The sequence below is a fragment of the Nocardia cyriacigeorgica NBRC 100375 genome (assembly GCF_000308555.1).
Classification (GTDB): Bacteria; Actinomycetota; Actinomycetes; order Mycobacteriales; family Mycobacteriaceae; genus Nocardia; species Nocardia cyriacigeorgica.
Genome location: NZ_BAFY01000217.1, coordinates 13,019 through 32,145 on the forward strand (window position 1 = coordinate 13,019; position 19,127 = coordinate 32,145).

15 protein-coding genes and 1 pseudogene are annotated in these 19,127 nt (G+C 64.0%); 11 read left to right on the top strand and 5 right to left on the bottom strand.

Annotated features, from left to right (window positions below):
* Positions 1-112 precede the first annotated feature (112 nt).
* On the bottom strand, positions 113-871 hold the full coding sequence (locus RJ05_RS22195; RefSeq protein ID WP_036540278.1) for a nucleotidyl transferase AbiEii/AbiGii toxin family protein: 759 nt from the start codon (positions 869-871) through the stop codon (positions 113-115).
* Between the two features lies 1 nt (position 872).
* The gene (locus RJ05_RS22200) at positions 873-1,364 is read right to left on the bottom strand and encodes a hypothetical protein (RefSeq protein WP_228788569.1); all 492 of its coding nucleotides are present in this window, start codon (positions 1,362-1,364) and stop codon (positions 873-875) included.
* A 377-nt stretch (positions 1,365-1,741) separates the two neighbouring features.
* Here RJ05_RS22200 and RJ05_RS31075 point away from each other — a divergent pair.
* The 10 genes and pseudogenes from RJ05_RS31075 to RJ05_RS22275 all read left to right on the top strand — a co-directional run.
* Positions 1,742-8,683 (top strand): annotated as a pseudogene (locus RJ05_RS31075) (toxin glutamine deamidase domain-containing protein); the annotation flags it as partial.
* A gap of 94 nt (positions 8,684-8,777) precedes the next feature.
* Positions 8,778-9,323: an SUKH-4 family immunity protein gene (locus RJ05_RS33115; protein ID WP_506330602.1), complete on the top strand. Its 546-nt coding sequence runs from the start codon at positions 8,778-8,780 to the stop codon at positions 9,321-9,323.
* Between the two features lie 551 nt (positions 9,324-9,874).
* Positions 9,875-10,450, top strand: coding sequence for a RelA/SpoT-related domain-containing protein (locus RJ05_RS33120; protein ID WP_506330603.1), 576 nt, complete (start codon positions 9,875-9,877; stop codon positions 10,448-10,450).
* Complete coding sequence (locus RJ05_RS30200; protein ID WP_081597475.1) at positions 10,450-10,890, top strand: hypothetical protein; 441 nt, start codon at positions 10,450-10,452, stop codon at positions 10,888-10,890. Before RJ05_RS33120 ends, RJ05_RS30200 begins: the two co-directional genes overlap by 1 nt.
* Positions 10,891-11,607: 717 nt before the next feature.
* Positions 11,608-12,027: a hypothetical protein gene (locus RJ05_RS22250; protein ID WP_138445630.1), complete on the top strand. Its 420-nt coding sequence runs from the start codon at positions 11,608-11,610 to the stop codon at positions 12,025-12,027.
* Between the two features lie 28 nt (positions 12,028-12,055).
* Entirely contained in the window at positions 12,056-12,808 is a 753-nt protein-coding gene (locus RJ05_RS22255; RefSeq protein ID WP_036540290.1) for a TNT domain-containing protein, read from the top strand.
* On the top strand, positions 12,805-13,071 hold the full coding sequence (locus RJ05_RS22260; protein ID WP_036540292.1) for a hypothetical protein: 267 nt from the start codon (positions 12,805-12,807) through the stop codon (positions 13,069-13,071). Before RJ05_RS22255 ends, RJ05_RS22260 begins: the two co-directional genes overlap by 4 nt.
* A 678-nt stretch (positions 13,072-13,749) precedes the next feature.
* A complete protein-coding gene (locus tag RJ05_RS22270; protein WP_036540296.1) occupies positions 13,750-14,184 on the top strand; it encodes a DUF4279 domain-containing protein in 435 nt (144 codons plus the stop codon).
* A 24-nt stretch (positions 14,185-14,208) separates the two neighbouring features.
* Positions 14,209-14,643, top strand: coding sequence for a DUF4279 domain-containing protein (locus RJ05_RS30205; protein ID WP_081597476.1), 435 nt, complete (start codon positions 14,209-14,211; stop codon positions 14,641-14,643).
* Entirely contained in the window at positions 14,643-15,095 is a 453-nt protein-coding gene (locus tag RJ05_RS22275) for a hypothetical protein (protein ID WP_036540298.1), read from the top strand. Before RJ05_RS30205 ends, RJ05_RS22275 begins: the two co-directional genes overlap by 1 nt.
* Before the next feature lie 375 nt (positions 15,096-15,470).
* On the opposite strand, the gene RJ05_RS22280 is transcribed toward RJ05_RS22275, so the two are convergent.
* Positions 15,471-16,049: a DUF4760 domain-containing protein gene (locus RJ05_RS22280; RefSeq protein ID WP_162140639.1), complete on the bottom strand. Its 579-nt coding sequence runs from the start codon at positions 16,047-16,049 to the stop codon at positions 15,471-15,473.
* Between the two features lie 198 nt (positions 16,050-16,247).
* Positions 16,248-17,552 (bottom strand): helix-turn-helix domain-containing protein, encoded by a 1,305-nt coding sequence (locus RJ05_RS22285; protein ID WP_036540301.1) that lies wholly within the window; start codon positions 17,550-17,552, stop codon positions 16,248-16,250.
* A gap of 412 nt (positions 17,553-17,964) precedes the next feature.
* On the opposite strand from RJ05_RS22285, the gene RJ05_RS22290 reads away from it, so the two are divergent.
* A complete protein-coding gene (locus RJ05_RS22290; protein WP_138445629.1) occupies positions 17,965-18,291 on the top strand; it encodes a hypothetical protein in 327 nt (108 codons plus the stop codon).
* A gap of 59 nt (positions 18,292-18,350) precedes the next feature.
* Here the strand turns inward: RJ05_RS22290 and RJ05_RS22295 are convergent, their stop codons facing one another.
* Positions 18,351-19,124, bottom strand: coding sequence for an ESX secretion-associated protein EspG (locus RJ05_RS22295; protein WP_036540304.1), 774 nt, complete (start codon positions 19,122-19,124; stop codon positions 18,351-18,353).
* Between the last annotated feature and the right edge of the window lie 3 nt (positions 19,125-19,127).

Consider the following 19,127-nt stretch of genomic DNA (forward strand, 5'->3'; position numbering starts at 1 on the left):
GCGGGGCGCAACGGGGGTTGCGGAAGGTTTCCGGGGCACTCACCGCGGTTGCCGGGCGGGGGTGAGCAGAGCGACAGCGTCGCGGGGGCGGCTCTGGATGTGAGCCGCGTCGTCATGCCATACGCACGATGCTCGCCCACGCCTCGCGGACATACCGGAGAGCTTCGGCCGCCGTCACCGTGAGCCGGGTCTGGGCCGACAACTCACGCTGCCAGGTCGCCTCGTTCGGTGGATCGGTGAACAGCGCTCCGGAGGGGTAGCGGTTCGTCGGACCGAACCGCCGAAACAGTTCGGCTGCGTCTTCGGTCACCGCGCCTTGGTCGGCCAGCAGCTTCAAGTCGTATAGATCGCGCGACGCTTTACGGTCCGCCCATGCAGCGGTCTTCCACGCCACGAAGGCCGGAGTTGTCGGAACGATCAGTTCGGCAGCGGGAGCGTCGGAATAACGCTGGACGATCTGTTGGCGCTCTGTGGGCCAGGCCGGGTAACCGGTTCTATTCAGCAGTTGCACCCGTACGGTCGCCCCAGCCGAAGTGGTGATCACCGCGGGCTGGGTATCGCGCACCTCGGTCAATGCGGGAAGCCATTGAAGAGCAGGGAACTCACGCCGTATCGCTTGAAGCAGCAGGCGCTCCATTCGCTCGGCTATCTGCTGTCGCGGGCCGAGCGCGATCAGATCAATGTCCTCCGACAGCCGCCCGTCCGGCAGCACCGTCCGTGACAACGCCGTCCCACCGAAGAACAGAACGTCCTGGGCGAAGTCGCGACTGATGGCTCCAAGGAGGTGCGAGATGAGGTGGTCCCGGCGCACTTGTTCGACGGCAACGCCAAATTGAACTGCCACGCGCTGCTCTTCGGCGAAAGTGAGCATGTCAGATGGCTTCGAGCAGACGGTGCAGCGCAGACGTTCGCCGCTGCGCTGCCGCGAGCTGGGTGAGCAGACCGCGATCAGCCCTTGGCAACAACGCGTGCGCAGCGGCCCATGCTTCATCGGGTAGCCCACCGAGTTCCGGGCGCGCAACGAGGTCGAGAACGGTCTGTTCGACACCGGTGATCCAGCCGGTTCCGAGGTCCCACCGATGTCGCTGAAGGTCGAGTTTGTCGACGTCGCGCCGCACAAAGTAGACCGTCGCGGGTCGGTCGGTCAGTTGCAGAGTGCTCCGGTGGCGGCTCGCTGCCACAACCGCAACCGCCAGCGCGCGTGGGATCGCGCCGTGGACCCGAGCGGCCGACAGCCCGATAAGGGCTACCGACTCGACACCCTCGTCTGCGGCCGCGATACCGAGCGCTGTCGGCTCGAGCTCGGGTAGCCACGTCGAACCGACGCGGTCATCGGGCACGGCGGCGTAATAGCCGGTGGCCACGCGGTGCAGAGCGCCTGCTCGGGCGAGACGCGCGATCTCCGGCCTCGGGTGCCGATAGGCCGCCGTAGCGTCGCGAGGACGCAGTATCCGTATCGGGCGTTGAAGCAACTCTGCTGGAGTTCGAGCGGGAACGTTCGGCATCACTGGCACCTCCGTAGGCCAAGAGCCTACTCTCATGCCAATCTTTTGGGCATTGGGTGAGGTTGATTCTCTGATCCATCGTCTGATTCCTGGAGCCGCAGGGCCCTGAGCCCGCAAGTCCGCACATATGACACCTGAGACTCCCTTCGATTTCGATGGAACCGAAGCCGGGTCCGGCGCGTCCATGTCTGCGTAGGTAAGTTCTGAGCGCAATCGGCGGAGTGGAGGGTTCTGGGGTGGGCATCGAGATTCCCGAGGCGTTGCAGTGGGCCGCGAAGTACGTCGTCGGGGCCGGTGATTGGCCCGAGGGCGATGAGACCGCGATGCGACGCATGGCCGATGCCTACACCAGCGCCGCGACCACTCTCGACGACCTCGGCGACGACGCCCAACGCCAAGTCAACCAACTACTCGCCGCACTGGACGGGCAGAGTGCGGATGCGATCGAGGCGTTCTGGAAGAAACTCGGCAACGACGAGGGAGCCCTGTCTGCGCTGACCGGGCTGTTGACCGATCAGGCCGACCTGGTCGATGACGGCGCCAACGACATCGAACACACCAAACTGATGATCATCGCCCAACTGGTGATCTTCGCCGTCGAAATGGCCGCCGCACTCGCCGCCATGGCCACCGGCGTCGGCGCACCCGCCGGCGCGGCCGCCGGAGCCGCCGCCCGCGTGGCCACCCAAGCCGCGATCCGGCTCACCATGCGGCAACTGCTCCAACGCATCCTGACCCGCGTGGTCAAAGAGGCCGCCCTCGGTGCGCTGGAAGAAGGCGGCCTCGACCTCGGCATCCGCCTGATCCAGGCCGCCAAAGGCGACCGAGAACTCTCCCGCGACGACTTCACCGCAGTGTGGCAATCCGCTGCCGGCGGCGCGATCGGCGGCGCCATCTCCGGCGGCCTCGGCCGCGAAGGCGGACTCACCAACGGCGTCGGCGAGACCGCCGGTGAAGGTCTCGGCAACGCCGTCGGCAACCGGGCCAAACAATTCGCCACCGACTACGCCACCGAAGTCGCCTCCGACATCGGCTCCCAAGCCGCCATGGCCGCCATCACCGGCGAAGAGTTCGAACTATCCGCCGACACCTTCACCAGCGCCGCCGCCGGCGCCGCCCAAAACCAATTCGACCGCGGCGGAAACGACAGCGGCGACAACGGACCCGACGAAGGGCCGGACAACGACCCGGAATCCGGGAACAACGACCGCGAACCGCAGAACAACGACAACCCCGACCGCGGAGAGAACAACCCCAGCGGCAACAGCGATCGCGGGGAGAATCCACCGAACAACACCAGCAACCAGCCCGGCCAAACCACCCCGGCCAACAACGCGGGCAACGGCGGCGACCAGGGCGGGAACAACCCCGGCCTCAACAACCAGCCAGGCCAAACCACTCCAGCCAACGCCAACGACAACTCGGGCAACGGCAACGAGCCGCCCACGCACACCCAACCCGACGGCGATCCAACCAACTCCGGTAGCAACAACAACCCCACCGGAACTGGTGAGAACCCGCCCGCAAACACCAATCCGAACGCCGCCGACGAACCCGGCCAAACCGCGCCGGCCAACGCCGACAACAACACCTCCGGCAACGGCGACGAACCACCCGCCCGCACACAACCAGACGGCGACCCGCCCAACACAGCCGGCAACAACAACCCCTCTCAAACGAGCCCCACGGGCGACTCGAACACCCCGAACAGCACCGGCAACCCAGATGCCGGAAGCAACCACCCGCCGAGCCAACAACCGTCCGGCACCGACAGCAGCGGTGACCAGGGCAGCGGCGCCACCAACCCGCCCGCCGACCAGCCGCGTTCCACCGCACCCACAGCCGACGAACCCGGCAACGCCACTTCTGGCGACAACCCCGCAGGCACCGGTTCACCGGCCCAGCCCAGTTCCCTCGACCTGCCCACCCAAGACCCCTCCGCACCACAGTCGACGCATCCGGTCCAAGACCCCAACTCCCCGGGCCTGCCGCCACAGGACACCTCGGCCGGTCCTACCCAGCCGAACCAGTCGGGCATCCCTCAGCAAGCGCCGACCGAACCCGGCACCTCTACTCAGCAGAACCAGTCGCCATCAACTGGTGCCCAGCCGACTGCGCCCACGGCTCCCTCCGCCCCGTCTGCCCCCGCGTCCCCTGGCGACCCGTCTCAGTCGAGGCCGAACTCCACCACCGCACCGGACAGCCCATCCGCGACACAGCCGAGCCAGTCCGCTCCCACCGCCCCGGCGAACCAGCCATCCCGCCCCGGCGACCAAACACAAGACACCCCTGCCGGCTCCTTGGACCTTCCCGGCCAGGATTCCCCCACCACCTCTCCCGGTCAGCCGAGCCCGCTCGATCTCCCGAGCCAAGATCCCGCGCCGTCCCAGGAGCCGACCCCGCTCGACCTCCCGCGTCAGGACCCTGCACCCACTCGGGAACCCACTCCACTCGACCTCCCCGACCAGAACCCCACACCTGGTCGCGCCGACGACCCCCTGAACCTCCCCGACCAGGATGGTCAACCCACCCCAGCCCCGCGTCCCCTGGACCTGCCACCCCAGGACGCCCCCGCCGAGCGGACCCCGAGCCCACTCGACCTGCCGGACCCGAACTCCCCGACCGATCCCGACGCACAGTCCACCACCGGCGCTCCCCTCACCACCGCCGCGCCCGCCAACACCACCGCCGCGGCCGCGACAGCCACCGCACCCACGCTCGACGGGGGCGCGCAGTCGAACTCCCCGTCCGCCACCGGCACCCCCACACCACCGTCCACCCCGCCCGCATCTCCACAGAGCCCCACTCCCACAACACAACCGGGGCCGAACCCGCAAGCCGGCGGCACCACATCCACACGCCCCACCCCGTCGGCCAATGGCCCTGCCCGACCGACCACACCGCGCCGCAACGACCCCGGCACGCAGACGAACTCACCCACCTCGACCGGTTCCGACACACCCACCTCGACAACACCGCCCTCGCCCCAGCCGGCCGACACCCACGCCACACCCCCACCCAACCGCCCCGGCTACGACCCCACCATCCACAAATACGTAGCCCACTTCAACGACGGCCGCCCCATCCCCCGCGACCCCTTCTTCGCCGGCGAATACAACCCCCACATCGGCCGCTACCAACCCACCGAAGCCGAATTCCAAACCGAACGAGCCCAACTCGCCGCCAACCCACCCGCGCCAGACGCGCCCGAGCACAACCCGCCCACGTCAGACCACACCCGCCCCGATCCGACAGCAACCAACTCGGCCGAGCCCACTCGCACCGAAATCGGCACCTCTTCAGGCCCAGCCCCGTCACTCAACGACGGCATCCCTGCCACCGGAGCTCCAACAAACACAACCCCCGCCTCCGCCGACCTCCACGATTTCACCAACCTCGAAGCCCACCGTGCTCGCACCCAACTCCCGAGCTGGTGGCCCAACCCTGCCCGGGGTCAAGCGAGTAGCTCGCCCGACCCCGCCCAATCTCCGAGCCCCTTCACGCCAAACCAGCAGCGCCCGACCCCAACCTTCCCGGACGCCCGCGCCCCCGAATCCACCCCACCCCCATCCCACACCCGGAACGAATCTCCTTCGGCGCCAACCCAGGACCGCCGCACCTGGTCCACGCCTACGCGCCCCGAAACGACCGCTACCAACACGACGGATCAGCGTGGAATCCCGGCTGATCCCCACAATGGATTGCCTCCCCACAACCAACCCCGACACGACCAGTCGCGCCCTTTCATACGCGAATCAACCGCTCCGGCAATCGATTCCAACCCCGGCAGTACACCGCCGCGCCGCATTTCTCAGAACCCGACCACCACACCCCAATCGACGACTCCTCATGACCCCGCCCGCGCCCCAGAGCAACCCCGCGAAGACCGCACACCCGACCCTGGCCGAACGCCCAACCCCAACCACAACTCGCCAGGCCAACACCCTCACTCGCGGCATCCGCAGCACGACACGCCACGCAACCAGCCACCACGACAAACACCTGCCGAACAGGCGCGCGCGGCCCGGGAGTTCTTCCGCAACCAACCGCCGGTCGATGGTCGGACCACAGCGGTGGCGGCAACCGGCACCCGCTACACCGGCGGTCGGCCATCCTACGATGTGCGTCGCCATCGCCTCGCATCCGGCGAGCACGTCTCGGTCGTCACCATCCGTGTCCACCTCATACCCGGGACCGGCGTTACGCCGGACGACATGCGTCGGCTCATGGCCAGAACCGAGCAAGGGGTCGACCGGTCTCTGAACACCGCGCCCCAACTGCTCAGTCACGACCGACTTCTCATCGACGTCGTCTTCACCAACGACCCCTCCGATGCTCACCTCCGAGTCGATACGAGCCACCGAGATCAGGGCAATCGCCGCGCATGGTCGCTAAGGGATACCGAGCAAGCTCTCACTGACAACATTCGCCAGCATATGGGCCTGATGCCCACCGCAACCGACGCAGATCCCACGCTTTCCCCGGACGAACTGCGCCAGATCAGCAATGACATCGCCTCGGCCAACACCGGCCCCCGTTTCACCAACCCGGCCGACACCCGGATCGAGGGCCCACTTCGACTGGACTACATCGAAAGCCCACAATTCCAGGCCGACGTCGAAGACTCCCTGCGCGATGGAAACCAGTTCACGACGGGCGCGGATCCCCGAACCCATCCGTACGGCAGGCTGATCAACGACGGCGGCCCCGACTTCCGCGGACGTAGCAACAACTGTCTCGACTGCGCTGTGTCAGCGCTGTCCTCGTTCTATGGGTCACCCCAGGTCTCCGCACCCCGGTTTCCTGATCGGTTGCCCAACGGCAGCATCGATGAGCAAGGGGGCGAGCGTCACGGGCCGCAACGAGCCGCGAGGTGGCTCGGAGGCGAGTGGCGTACCTACGAAAACACAAATCAATCCATACCTCAGCAGTACGCGTCTCTGCACGCGTACATCGCGTCCCTCGGACCCGGATCTTCCGCGCTGGTCAACAGCTACTGGCCCGCGCTGGATGACGACGGAAACTGGGAGTTCGACGAGCATGGTCGACCGGTAATCGACGGTGGGCACTCCACTGTCATCGTTTTCCCGCCTGGTGCTAGCGGACCGGTGTGGTGGGATCCTCAGCACGGCACAACGTCTGACGCACCACCCGCCTCGCTTTATCAAAACGCATGCTCACTGATCTTTGTCCCAATTGACGCAAACGGAGGACCACATGCCGGAAACGTTGGAAACGCCGGAGCAAGTTCGGGAGTACCTGGCGAGGGCGCTCCGAACGGACCGCAAGTTCCGAGTACTGCCGACTCAGTACGCCTGGGTGGTACAGGGAGTCCTGACACCGGAGGAGAGAGCGAGCGGCCAGGGGCTGGGCCTGGGGAACTACGTGGTCAACCGGCAGACCGGGGTGATCACAGCGCATTCCAGTCTGGCGCCCCAGACGATCGGGGAGATGTACGACGAAGCGATTCGGACCGGCCAACCAGTGCGGGGCTACCAGGTGTACCCAGCGACATGGAGGGTCCACATCGAGCGAACGAGGGAGACCCCCGCGGAGATCGAGTATCAAATACAGGCCGAATCACTGACGATGCCTCCGGCGGAACCCCCGGTCCAACGGCTGCTCACGATCAACAAACAGACTCTCAGCTATCACACGGACACCCGGGCAACTCACGTGACGTGCCGCGAAGCGATGGGATGGGCGGAAGCCCGCAGCCGGCAGAACGGGACCTGGCCACCGACGGGGACATTCGAGTTCTAGAGGACGCATCTTCTCCTGCGACAGACGCGCAGAGCTCCCAACCGACCCCACCCACCGAACACAACAACACCTCCGGGCCGAAACCCGCCGAGTCGCCAACCAGCAGCGCCTCAGCCGAGCCGGCCCGGCCCGGGATCTCACACGCCACGCCCGCACAGAGCACCACGCCGGCAACAGACGCACCACCCAGCCGCGATCGCGCGGAAGGCAGACTTCCTGACGCGCCAGGTCGAATCGAGCGGGGCACTCACCCGCATCAACAGACCCCTCCGCCTCAACCGCATACGCGGCCGCTCGATAACTCCCCACACCGAACACCAGCCGACCCTGCCCGCGCAGCACGGCAGCACTGCCGCAACCAGCCACCAATCGACGGTCGCGTCACCACGGTCCCGTCAGCCCACACCGGCCGCCCTGCCTACGAAATCCGCCGACACCGCCTCCCGTCCGGCGAACACGTATCGCTCCTCACAGTGAGAGTCCACCTCGACCAAGGCCACGATGTCTCCGCCGCTGACCTCCAGCGCCTCATCACCAACACCGAATCCGCGGTCGATCACTCCTTCAACACCGCACCCCAACTCCTCGGAGGAGACCGCCTCCTCGTCGATGTCGAGTTCACCAGCAACCCGGCCGACGCGCATATCCAGGCGAACGCATGCCGAGGATTCGGTGACACCAATAACTGGTCGGTAGACGATGGCCCCGCTCACTTGACCGACAGCATCCGATCCCATCTCGGTTTGCCCCCGAGTGGCGCGGACAGTGGCTTCACACCAAACGAACTCCGGCAGATCAGCAATGAGATCGCCGAGGCGAACACCGGAACCCGCTTCGTCAACCCCTCCGTAACCCGGATCGAAGGCCCGGAACGGCTCAGCCCGATCGAGTACCCGAGCTACCAGCACGATGTCGAGGACGCCCTTCGCGACGGCAACGAGTTCACGATCGGCGCTGATCCACGAACCCATCCGTTCGGCCGGCTCATCAACGACGGAGGACCGGAGGTGCCAGGCCGCGGAAACAACTGTCTAGATTGCTCGCTCTCAGCGCTTTCGTCGTTCTACGGGAGTCCGCTGGTGTCCGCGCCGCGATATCCAGATGAACTGGACGACGGCAGTATTGACGAAGACAGCGGTGAGCTCGACGGGCCCGAACGAGCCGAAGCCTGGCTGGGGAGCCCCTGGATCCAGTTCGACAACAGTATGTCGATTCCTGAACAGGCAGCCGCGTTGCATGACTATGTGAGGCAGCTGGGCCCTGGAGCGTCCGCCTTGGTCGGCAACTACTGGCCGCCGCCACGAGACGACAACGGCAACATCATGTGCGACGAGCGTGGAAATCCGCTGGACGGAGGCGGACACGCCTCAGTAATTGTGTACCCACTCGGCGCTGACGGTCCGGTCTGGTGGGATCCTCAGGACGGGACAACTTCAGATACTCCGCCGCCTTGGCTCACCGCATCGTGCGAACTCGAATTCATCCCTATTGGCCCCGGAGGTCCATCTAGTGCCGGAACACCTGGAAACACCGGAACAAGTACAGCAGTATCTGGCACGGGCGCTACGCACAACTCGCCAATTCAAAGTTCACCCGACTCGATTCGGCTGGGTGTGCCGCCGAGTGCTGACACCGGAGGAACAGGCGAGGGGCAAGGGCCTCGGGCTGGGGAACTACGTGGTCAACCGGCAGACCGGGGTAGTAACAGTGCACCCGAGTCTCAGCCCCCAGACGATCGGGGAGCGGTACGACGAGGCGATCCGGACTGGAGCCCCAGTGCAGGGACGCCAGGTGTACCCGCCGACATGGCGAGTCCACATCGACCGGACTCAGGAGACTCACGACGAAATCCGGTACCGGATCCGAGTCGAGTCGCTGACGCAGCCGCCGACCGAGCCTCCGTCAGAACATCAACTCACGATCAACAAACACAACTTTCGCCACCACACGGACAGTCCGGGAACCCATCCCGCTTGCACACGGGCGATGGCTTGGGCGCAAGCTCGGAATCGCCAGAACGGGACCTGGCCCCAGACAGGGAGCGTCGAGTTCTAGCCGGCAGCCGAAACATCGACGACAACACTGAACCACCTATTCGACCCGGCTCGGACGAGAGCAACGACTCCGGTAGTGCGCAACCCCCAATCAACACACAACAGCATGTGCCGCCTCTCGATGCGGACCGCTATCTGGCCGAACCTCATGTTGCCCAGGCTCTCGACCACGCCGACAGTATGGGCACAACGGCGACAGTCGATGGTGTCGAGATGCCGGTCAGCGAAGCCGTTCGGCGATTGCTACCGCAACATCCCGGGCTCGCCCGGCTCATGCAGGAAGCCGACTATCTGGAGAACTCGCTTCTCGCGAGGCCCAGAACGCTCGTCTCCCTGATGAATCACCCAGAGGCCATACCGGTTCTGGAAGGTGCGGTCGATGAGGTTCGCGACCGTGGACCTGCGGAAATAATCGCCGAGAGCCAGTCCGCCACGGGCCCTGAACCCACCCCGTTGACACCAGATCAGAGCGCGATATCGGACGGCCTGCTTGCCGCGACCGAAGCCTTCGAGGACGACGACCTTCGGCAACCAGGATTCGACCGTGATCAGATGAACAATCCCGCTTACCTGAGCGCATATCTGGATAGCCAGTACGAAGAATGGCGAAGTACGCAGGATGCCCTTAACGACGTGGTTCGCCAGGTCGCTCAGGAAACCTCAGGAGATCCAGGGTGGCGGAACGAACCGAAGGACCGTGTGCGGGCCGAGGACAAGATAGCTGGGTACGGAAACGACGCATCGAGGCTGACCGATCTCGTTGGAGCCAAGATCGTGTTCGATACGGTTGCAGACATATATCGCGCCGCCGAACTCCTGGCAAACGATTCGCGCATACAAATTGTTGATTTCGACGATCGCTTTGCCGAGCCGGTCGGATCAGGATACCGCGACCTCCAGATGAAGGTCAGGATGCCTAATGGACATATCGCCGAACTTCGTCTTCATCTCAGCCATATCGACGATGTCGCGAGCTATGAGCACGCACTATATGAAGCGCGCCGGGATTTGAAATCGCTAGCGAGGTCGGAAAGCCGGGACTTCACCCCTGGCGAAGCAGCATTGATCGCCAGCCTTGAAAGGCGCTCTGTAGAAATGTTTCAGACAGCACTGGAAAGGGGCTTGTGATGGCAACAACCAGACCACGTTTCTTCAGATACTTCGCTCGATCGGTCAGACTCGAGAAGACTCCCGACGGGCGCGATGTCGGTATCATACTGAACAATCGGACCGGCCGATTCGAGGAAGCCCCATTCGAAATTGTCGAGGCGATTCTGGGCGCGCGAACTGAAAGCGATATTTCGGTCTTGCGTTCCGAGGACGATTTCATACGAGCGACCGAGGAAGCACGTCGCGACTATCTGCGAGGCGAGGGGCCGATATTCGCCCTGTACGATACGATCGGCGCAATTTTTGCTCGACGGCGCGAGGAACAGCGAAAACTCTCTCCCGAGGAGCTTGCGCTGATCAAAACTCTCTACAAACGCACATTCAAGATGTGGGAGGATGAGTTCGCGAGACGGGATTCCGGTCAGCCACCCTCATTCAGCTATAGGTCAACACTTTGACCGGGAAGAGACCGGCGAAGGAGTAGCACATGCCCGAGCAAGTCTCGTACTTTGCCCGGCGCAATGCCTCGGGCCGAATCGAAATCATCCGTCACCTCCCCAGTGGCCGCACCGAATCCTTCGGCACCACCGGTACTTGGCAACCCGTAGAACTACCCGCATCCACCGACTATCCGGCCGCAAGACCGATCGCGGCCGAGAACGCTGCGCTCAAGATCTACCAACGGCGGGAGCGGGGCGTTGTCCCGAAGGTGGAGGGAGTCCGCCATGCGAGGGCTTGGGCAGAAGCGTGCAGTCGCCAACCCGGGATATGGTGCCAGAACGGCACTTTCGAGTCCTAGATGGCCTTTGTGAGCAAGGAACCGACACCAACTAGCGAAGCGCCGGACCGAGGCATCGGGTCTACGATGCATCCAAACGGCATTGACAGCCGTGGCAGACGCTGGTGCACGGGACAGGGATTCGTCTCCTCGGCGGAGACCGCCTTCTCGTCGATGTCGAGTTCACAAGCAACCCGGCCGACGCGCATATCCAGGCTGGTACTCGCCGAGGCATCGGCGATCTCGCCAACTGGTCGGTCGACAGCAGCCCGGCGCACCTCACCGACAACCTCCGGCTGCATCTCGGCTTCACTCAACAGCCGTGGCGCAGCTGTGCGGATCCTTGTACCCGGAAGCCCGGGTCCGAACGGCGACGCTTAGCGTGGACCCCAACTGATTGGAAGAACTTCAAACCATGAAAGTTTTACCCGATTTCACCGAGGTCGTTGCCCAGCTCGACGACGCGGACGATGAGCCCCCGTTCGAGCAAGTGTCCGTGCGAGAGCGGCTGGGCAGGCTGGACGAAGGGCTTCGTGCGGCCCTGGCCACCTACTTGAACGAGTCCAGTGCCCTGTGGGTCACCGCGTCGATCGACGACCCCTTGGACCCGGCCGAGAAGCGAGTGGTCTCGATCGGGTACTCGACCGATGGTGCGTGGGCGTGGCCCTCGTACTGGGGTTACCTTGTCCGGCAGTACGGGGTGGAGGTGCCGGCCGAGTTCATTGCTCATGCTCGGGAAAGGGACTTTGCTCCTGCGGTTCTCGACCGAGAGGCGTTGCGGGCTGCGGAGCGCGAGTTCGAGAATTTGCTGGGCTGAGTCGACCGAGCTGAGGAGAGGGCAGGACGTGGATTACAACGAGCTCGGGATGATCCTGCACGGGCTGAAGGTACCGGATTCGATTTATTCGATCGGGCGACTGGCCGACGATCATTATTGCCTTGTGCCCGGGAAGGACGAGGGCACCTTCGAGGTCTTTTGGTACGAGCGCGGCGGGCGGCACGACCGTTGTGTGTATACCCGGCAGGATGCTGCCTGCTGGGGGATGCTCGGCATGATCGGTGGCGGGCTCGACGGGTCGCAGCCGCTGGCTCCTGGTCGAGGGACCGCGGGTGCGCTCGGCGGGGCGCCGATTTCGCACCCGGCGGTGCAGGCGTTGCTGCATGACGATGCCGGCGGTGTGTTCGGCGAACTCACCGAAGACGCTTGGGTTGAACGCTTTGTTGTGCAGGAGGATCGAACCCTCCCAATGGGCGAACGCCGACTGATCTGGCCGGATCCGAAACAACATCCGGATGGTTTTGCCGACCCGACCGGCCGCGCGCCGATACGTATCGCACCGGGCCGGATTCTGGACTCATTCGGCTCGACCTACACGCGCCTCATGTACGACATGGGCACACCATTCGTCGAACGCTCGCTGCCGATCGACTATGCGCACTCGGGTTATCGCCGCTGGCGGGTGATCAGCGAAATGCCGGTGTGGGCGGGCCCGGTCGCACCCTGGTTCGGGCAGCGAGGCGGCGGAACCCAGTACTTCACCGTCATGCCCGTCGTCGACCTGGTGGGCTCCAAATTCATCGAGGAGATCTCGTCGTGACCGGAAGTGGACTCCTCCCCCAGGACCCGACCAGCCAGCTGGCGCGTTTCTCCAAAGTCGCCACCCCGAGTTCGCTGGTGTCGGAAGGCAGATTGCGCGAACAAGCCTGGTGCATAATCGAAGCCGAGGACGGCTGGTGGGACGTCTTCTACTACGAACGCGGCTGCCGAACCCACAACCTCGGCCGCGCCAACTCCCGCCTCGCCGCCCTCCGCCTGCTCGGCGGACGCATGCTGGTCATCGACATCCTGAACCGGAGCTGAGCTTGGCAGTAGGCAATAAGAGGCTGGCCGAGATCATCCAGCACCTGAGATCCGGCGATTCAGACACGATAGACAACGCATGTGGCGTCGTGACCGATCTCGTCCGAGCCTTCGATGTTCAGGAAGTGCACGCGATTTCGATTGCGCTCGCGAATATGGCCGCAAACGAAAGGGATAAATGTCTACGTGAGAACGAGCTTCATGCACTAGTCGAGTTGAGCGACTCGGAGTATTTCGATCCCAATTTACTCGGCGCTCTGACCGCGATCGACAGAAGCTCCCTTGCTGGATCATAAAACGAGTAGTAGCGAACGAGATCGAAGTCCCCGAGATAATCCTCGCGAACCGCAATCAGTGGGCAACTTCGGACGAAGAAGTCGATGAAATACTAAGGGAGATTGCACATATGCGAGAGACGGGGAGCTACTAAATTGACCATCTACCCAGACTATCCGCCCGCGCCACCGAAGATACAACAGGAGCACCCGGAGCTGCCGCCCGTCTTGCTCGCCATTCACCAGCACCGCAAGAATCGCGCCATAACCAAAACCTGCACCGTGTGCAATCTTGTTCTGAGAGTCACAGATCTTCCCCGACTGGGTGTGCTCACCGCTCGGTGCGACACCGGCTGCACTAACCTCAGGCAACGTTATACGCCCGAGCCCGAATGATATCCCGATGCGGTCACTGCACAGGAGGCACCTGACGGGTGGCGAGCTGTTCCACTACATAGAGCAGCAGTGGAATTCGATCGAGGTCTCACTCACGTTGTCGCACATCGATCTCGATCCGGACAGCGTCTCAGACCTGCTCGGGCTGACACCAACCAGGTCCGCGCGCCCAGGCACCGCCATCATGTCCGCCGATGGAATCTGGTCACTCGACTTCCGCGGCCAAGCCCCCCACGACAATCCCGTCGCCATGGCAGTGTCGGCCATCCATGACCACCTTCCCAAGATCAAGCAACTGATCTCGTTTGGCGTGTCCGCCCAGCTCTCCATATATGGGCATGTCCAGGATGGATCTACGCTGCGTCTCTCGCCAAAAGAGATCGCGAGCCTTGCAGACCTGTCGATACCGATCGTCTTCGTACCCAATGCCAACGAGCGCTAGCTTCCGGAAGGTCAAGACTTAGCTATGTCCACAGAGTGGATGTCCACAAATACACTTCTCATTGTCTCGAGAGATGATCTCGACCCACCCGAGGTCTCCCGTCGACTTGGGCTGGAGCCGACAGTTGCACTTGCGCCGGACAAATCAAGAACATTCAAGAACGGCGCCGGCCTCTGGTCGCTCGCTTCCAACGAAGGCACGGGAACCAGCACCGACGCACAGATCGAAGCGCTCAGCGGCTTCATCCTTACCATTCACGATCAACTCGAGTCTCTACGCAGTGATGGATACTGCATCGAGTTGTTGGTGATAGGACATGTCACCGGAATCCATCAAATTAGAATCAATCCGCATACTTTCCGCAGTCTGCAAAAACTTGACCTCCCCGTGGCATTTGTGACCAGGCGAGCAGCATCCGATGAAGACCTTTTTTGGGCGGACTTCGACACGCAGAACTGATGTCGACACCATACCGTCCATTGTTAAAGCGCTACTACCGGTATTTCGCCCGATCGGTCAGGCTCGAAAAAAACCCCGACGGACGCGACGTCGGGATCGTGCTCAACAACCGGACCGGCCGATTCGAGGAAGCATCGTTCGAAATTGTCGAATCGATTCTAGGCGCGCGAACCGAAAGCAACATATCGGTTCTGCGTTCCGAGGACGATTTCATACGAGCAACCGAGGAAGCACGAAGAGACTATCTGCGTGGCGAAGGTCCGATATTCTCTCTGTACGACACGATCGGCGCGATTTTTGCTCAGCGGCGTGAGGAACAACGCAAACTCACCTCCGAGGAGCGTGCGCTGATCATCACCCTCTACAAACGAACCTTCAAGATGTGGGAGGACGAGTTCGCGAGGCAGGATTCCGGTCAGGCACCCTCATTCAGCTACTGGTCCACACTTTGACCGGCGAAGAAACAGTACATGTCCATCCAATCGAGCACTTCGCCTGGGCGCAGCGCCTCGGATCGCCCCGACATCGTCCTACGTCGGCACAGCGGTCGCACAGAATACTCCGGCCCGAGCGGAACTTGGGAACCCGTCGAACTACCCGATATCACCGGTAATTCGGCAGTGACACCGATCGGGGCGGCAACCGCTGCGCTCGATATCTACCAGCTGCGGGACGCGGTATTGTCCCGAAGGTGGAGGGAGTCGCGATCCCGCTGCTTCCCCGAAGCACTGTCCCGGCGCCGCGCCCAGGCGTCGGACCAGTCGACATCTTTCAAGCCCAGGCCATCGCCGACGATCGGATGGGCAGCCGCGCCGGATCCGCGGAACTCAGCCATTGCTTGACAAGGCGCTATGTGCGGCGCCGCCGCTAGGAACCGAGATGACGGTGTCCACTGTATCTTCCTCCGAGTCCGGCGGATTCAGTGGAGGAAGCCGACGCACCAGGATCTCCAGTTCCTCGTACATCCGCCTGTTTCCTTGCGTTTTCCGGACCGCTTCGACCCACTCGCTGTACTGATCCCATGCCTTGATCAGACGCGCACCGGCCGTGTGGTCGACCACCTTCTCGTCGAAGATTCCCATGTTGACGCCCGCGGCAATGTTCTCCAGGTACCCAAGGTAAGAGCGCAGCCCCATATACTCCTCACTGTTGGGGACCATCGCTCTTTCCAGGAATCCATCATCGGCGTGAACCTTCGAGTACAGGTCGTATTGGCGCGCAATCGTATTCCCGATGAACTCCAGCGTATGCCGGCGGCATTGGCGTTGATTCTCCTCGATCGCCTCTTGGGTGGCACGGACCAGCGCCGCCCGTGACTCCTGGGCCTGATGTGCGAAAATCCGGATTTGCCACACGAATCCAGCGCATCCGAGGATGAACGTGGCGACCATGATGAACTCTGACACCCCGTCCATTCTAGCCGAACCCTGTTGCCGCTCAGCGAGATTCGTCGATTTGCACACTGCTCGCTGGACCACGATCTGCCAACGCGTCTGGCACTGCGGATCCGATTGATCAGCTGCACTCCGCTGGGGTGCGAATGCCCGGTTTTGCCCAGTCCAGGGGCGGTTCGGTGAGGTCTGCGCAGCTCGGGCAGGTGCGGGTCAGGGCCGGGAGCTGACCAAACGGTCGTAGCGGTGGCGGAATGAGGCGGCGGGGTCGGAGTGGGAGTGGTGGGTTGCGGTTCGGAGGGGGTGGAGTTCGGTGAGGAGGCGCGGGGATTGGACTGGGCCGGAGAGGAGGTCCAGGGCGGAGTGGGCGGCGGTGAGGGCTTCGGTGGTGTCGCCGAGGGCGGTTAGGGAGGCGGCGTAGTAGGTGCGGTAGGAGGCTTCGTCGCGGGGGAGGTTGTGGGGGCGGGTGAGGCTTTTGTGGAAGAGGGTGGCGGCTTGGTGGTGTTGGCCGAGCATCTGGTGGCCTTTGGCTTCTAGGACACGCAGTTCGGGCTCGGTGACGAAGGCGAGCCAGACCGGATCGTTGGCATCGTCCAGACCGCGATCTACTTCACGCCATACCGAGTTCGTTGCGCGCTCGAACTCGCGGCGGTCGCCGACGGCGGCGTAGGCGGTGGCCAACCTTGCGGTTCGTAGAGCGTTGAGACGCGCGGAAGGGACGTGCCTGGCCAGCTCACTGGTTCGTTGGGTCACCCGGACCGGTTCACGGCTTTTTGTCGGATGGTCCGTCAATGTGATGCTGAGGCCGCCCAGCGCACCGGCCATCAGATCGTCGTCGGCGCTTTGCTCGGCCAGCATCACGGCGTCGGCGTAGCAGCGGCGCGAGATTGCGGGCTCGTTCGCGTCATAGGCGAGCCAGCCGACGCAGCTCGACAGCCAGCCGGTGGCGGCGATCAATTCCTCACCGATACGCGGCCCGTACTCCCCGTAATCGAGCAACCTCCGCGCCACCCGGTACTGCTCGAGCGCGTATCGCGCGATTGCTCCTCCGCCGAAGCGGTTGTCGTGCTCCCACAGTCGGCGGGTGAGGTCTTGGAGGTAGGTGATGTGCGGGGTGCCGACCTTGATCGGGCCGGAGGTAGCACCGGCGGTTGCGGTGAGTGCGACCGTCGTGGCCAGGCCGAATTGTCTGCGGTTCACGTCCTCGGCTCCTTCGTCCCCGCTTCCGATGGTCCCCGGATCGGTGGTTCCGAGCAAGAGTGGGGTGAGGGCCTTGCGTGGGATGCCCAAGGCGTCGGCGGCGCGGCACAGTTCGCGGAGGTCGTAGATCGTGCCGACCTCTCCGCGCTCGACGCGACCGGTGTGGGTGCGGTCCCAGTGCAGTAGCCGCCCGAATTCGGCCTGTGAAAGCCCCATCTGCCGACGCACGAGGGCCAGCGCGCGACCAGGTTCACCGGCGGCGAGCAGGCTGCGAAACACTGGCATTTCCCATGCGGCCGTGAGCTTTTCGTCATCCATCCAGGCCCCCTGCGATGTGTGGTCAGCGCACTGTAGTCCGGAAACCGCACGTCAGGGGTGTCAACGGCAGATTCCGCACATCCTTGCTGCGCGCTTTTCGGCGTCGCCTCAACCCTGGCCGCACCGCGAGGCTTAGTCCGCACCCGGCGCCGGGCCGATGCCGACACCCACCTCGGCACACCGACCCGCAAGGCTGCCGGTCGGTGGCGAAAGCCCCCGGCGCCGCGTGCCCGAACCGGAAGGCACTCATGACGACCACAGCGTTTCGACAGTGTCGTGCGATGGGCGACGTACCACGGCCGCGGCAAATCTCCGACGAGGACCGCACGCGAGAAGTAGCGATCTTGCGTGCGGTGCGCGAGGGCCTGTTACGGCAGTTGGGCGAGCAGCCGGGCGATCCGAGGTGAACGCGATGGAATCTTGGCATGTGTTGACCAGCGTGGTGTCGGCGCTTGCGGGGTGCGGGGTGGCGGTGCTCATCGTGGGCTGCCTGTGGCCGGTCGATCGGCCGGAGCCGCCGGTGCGGCGGCGGGCGCACCCACGACGGCCGTCGGTGCCGGCCTTCGATCCGACGGCGTGGACCTGCGGACTGCCGCTGGTGCCGCTGTCGCTCGACGACGCGCACCGGGCCATGCAGCATCACCGCGAACACGACTGCGCCCGCAAGCGTGCGGCCTTCGCGACATTGGTTGCGGCGGGCCGCATCACACCGGACTCGCGGCGGGGGCGAGGCAGATAGCCTTCGGTCGCCTGCGCGCGCGACCTCGTCACCCAGCGGCACCGGATCATGCAGCGAACTCAGCGAGGCAGGTAGACCCCGTCGCGCACCGCCGTCACGGTCCGGGAAATCATGTCCTGCAAGGTGGTGGCGACGCGGTCGCTCGTTGTCGGTTTGGTGACGATGACGTTGTCGCCCACCGTTACGTACCGGCCGTCGCCCTCGACATCGGTGAGCTGGAAATCTTTGCGGCCCTGGATGTGCCGGTTGTCGGGGCTACTGAGGGCGTAGACGCCGATATGCGCGATGCAGGTGGTCGGGCGGGCGAAGAAGCGCTGGAGTTCCTGACGGGGAGTCGTCTGCCACGAATCGCGAACCGCGGCGGCGGGCTTCTCCAGATCCTCGGCGGCGATACGCAATTGCTCGCCTCGGCCTGGACCGCATTCCGGCAGGACCGCCACGATTTCGCGTGCGACGGCGGTATCGGGCACGAAGGACAGAATGACGTCGCCGCCGTGATCATTGTCCGGCCCGGGCTTCTGCACCGCGATCGCACCGTGTTCATGATGGACGCCGGCATGGGCGCGCAGTTTCCGGTCGCGGCGGGTTCCGGTGAATCCCGCGAGTTCCACTCGGGCCTCCGGCGCGAACAGGACATGGACCGCGCGCAACAGGTCGTCGTCGAGTTGCGGTTGCAAAGTTTTCGCCGCAGCTTGACGCAAACGCCGTGTTTCCGAACGGAACTCGGTGGTGAATTGATGCTGCAACGGATAGGGCAGCACATCGCGGCCGGTGGCGTCCCACAGCGTCCGGAATTCGAGCGCGGTGAAACGCCACCGCCGCACAGTACTCACGCG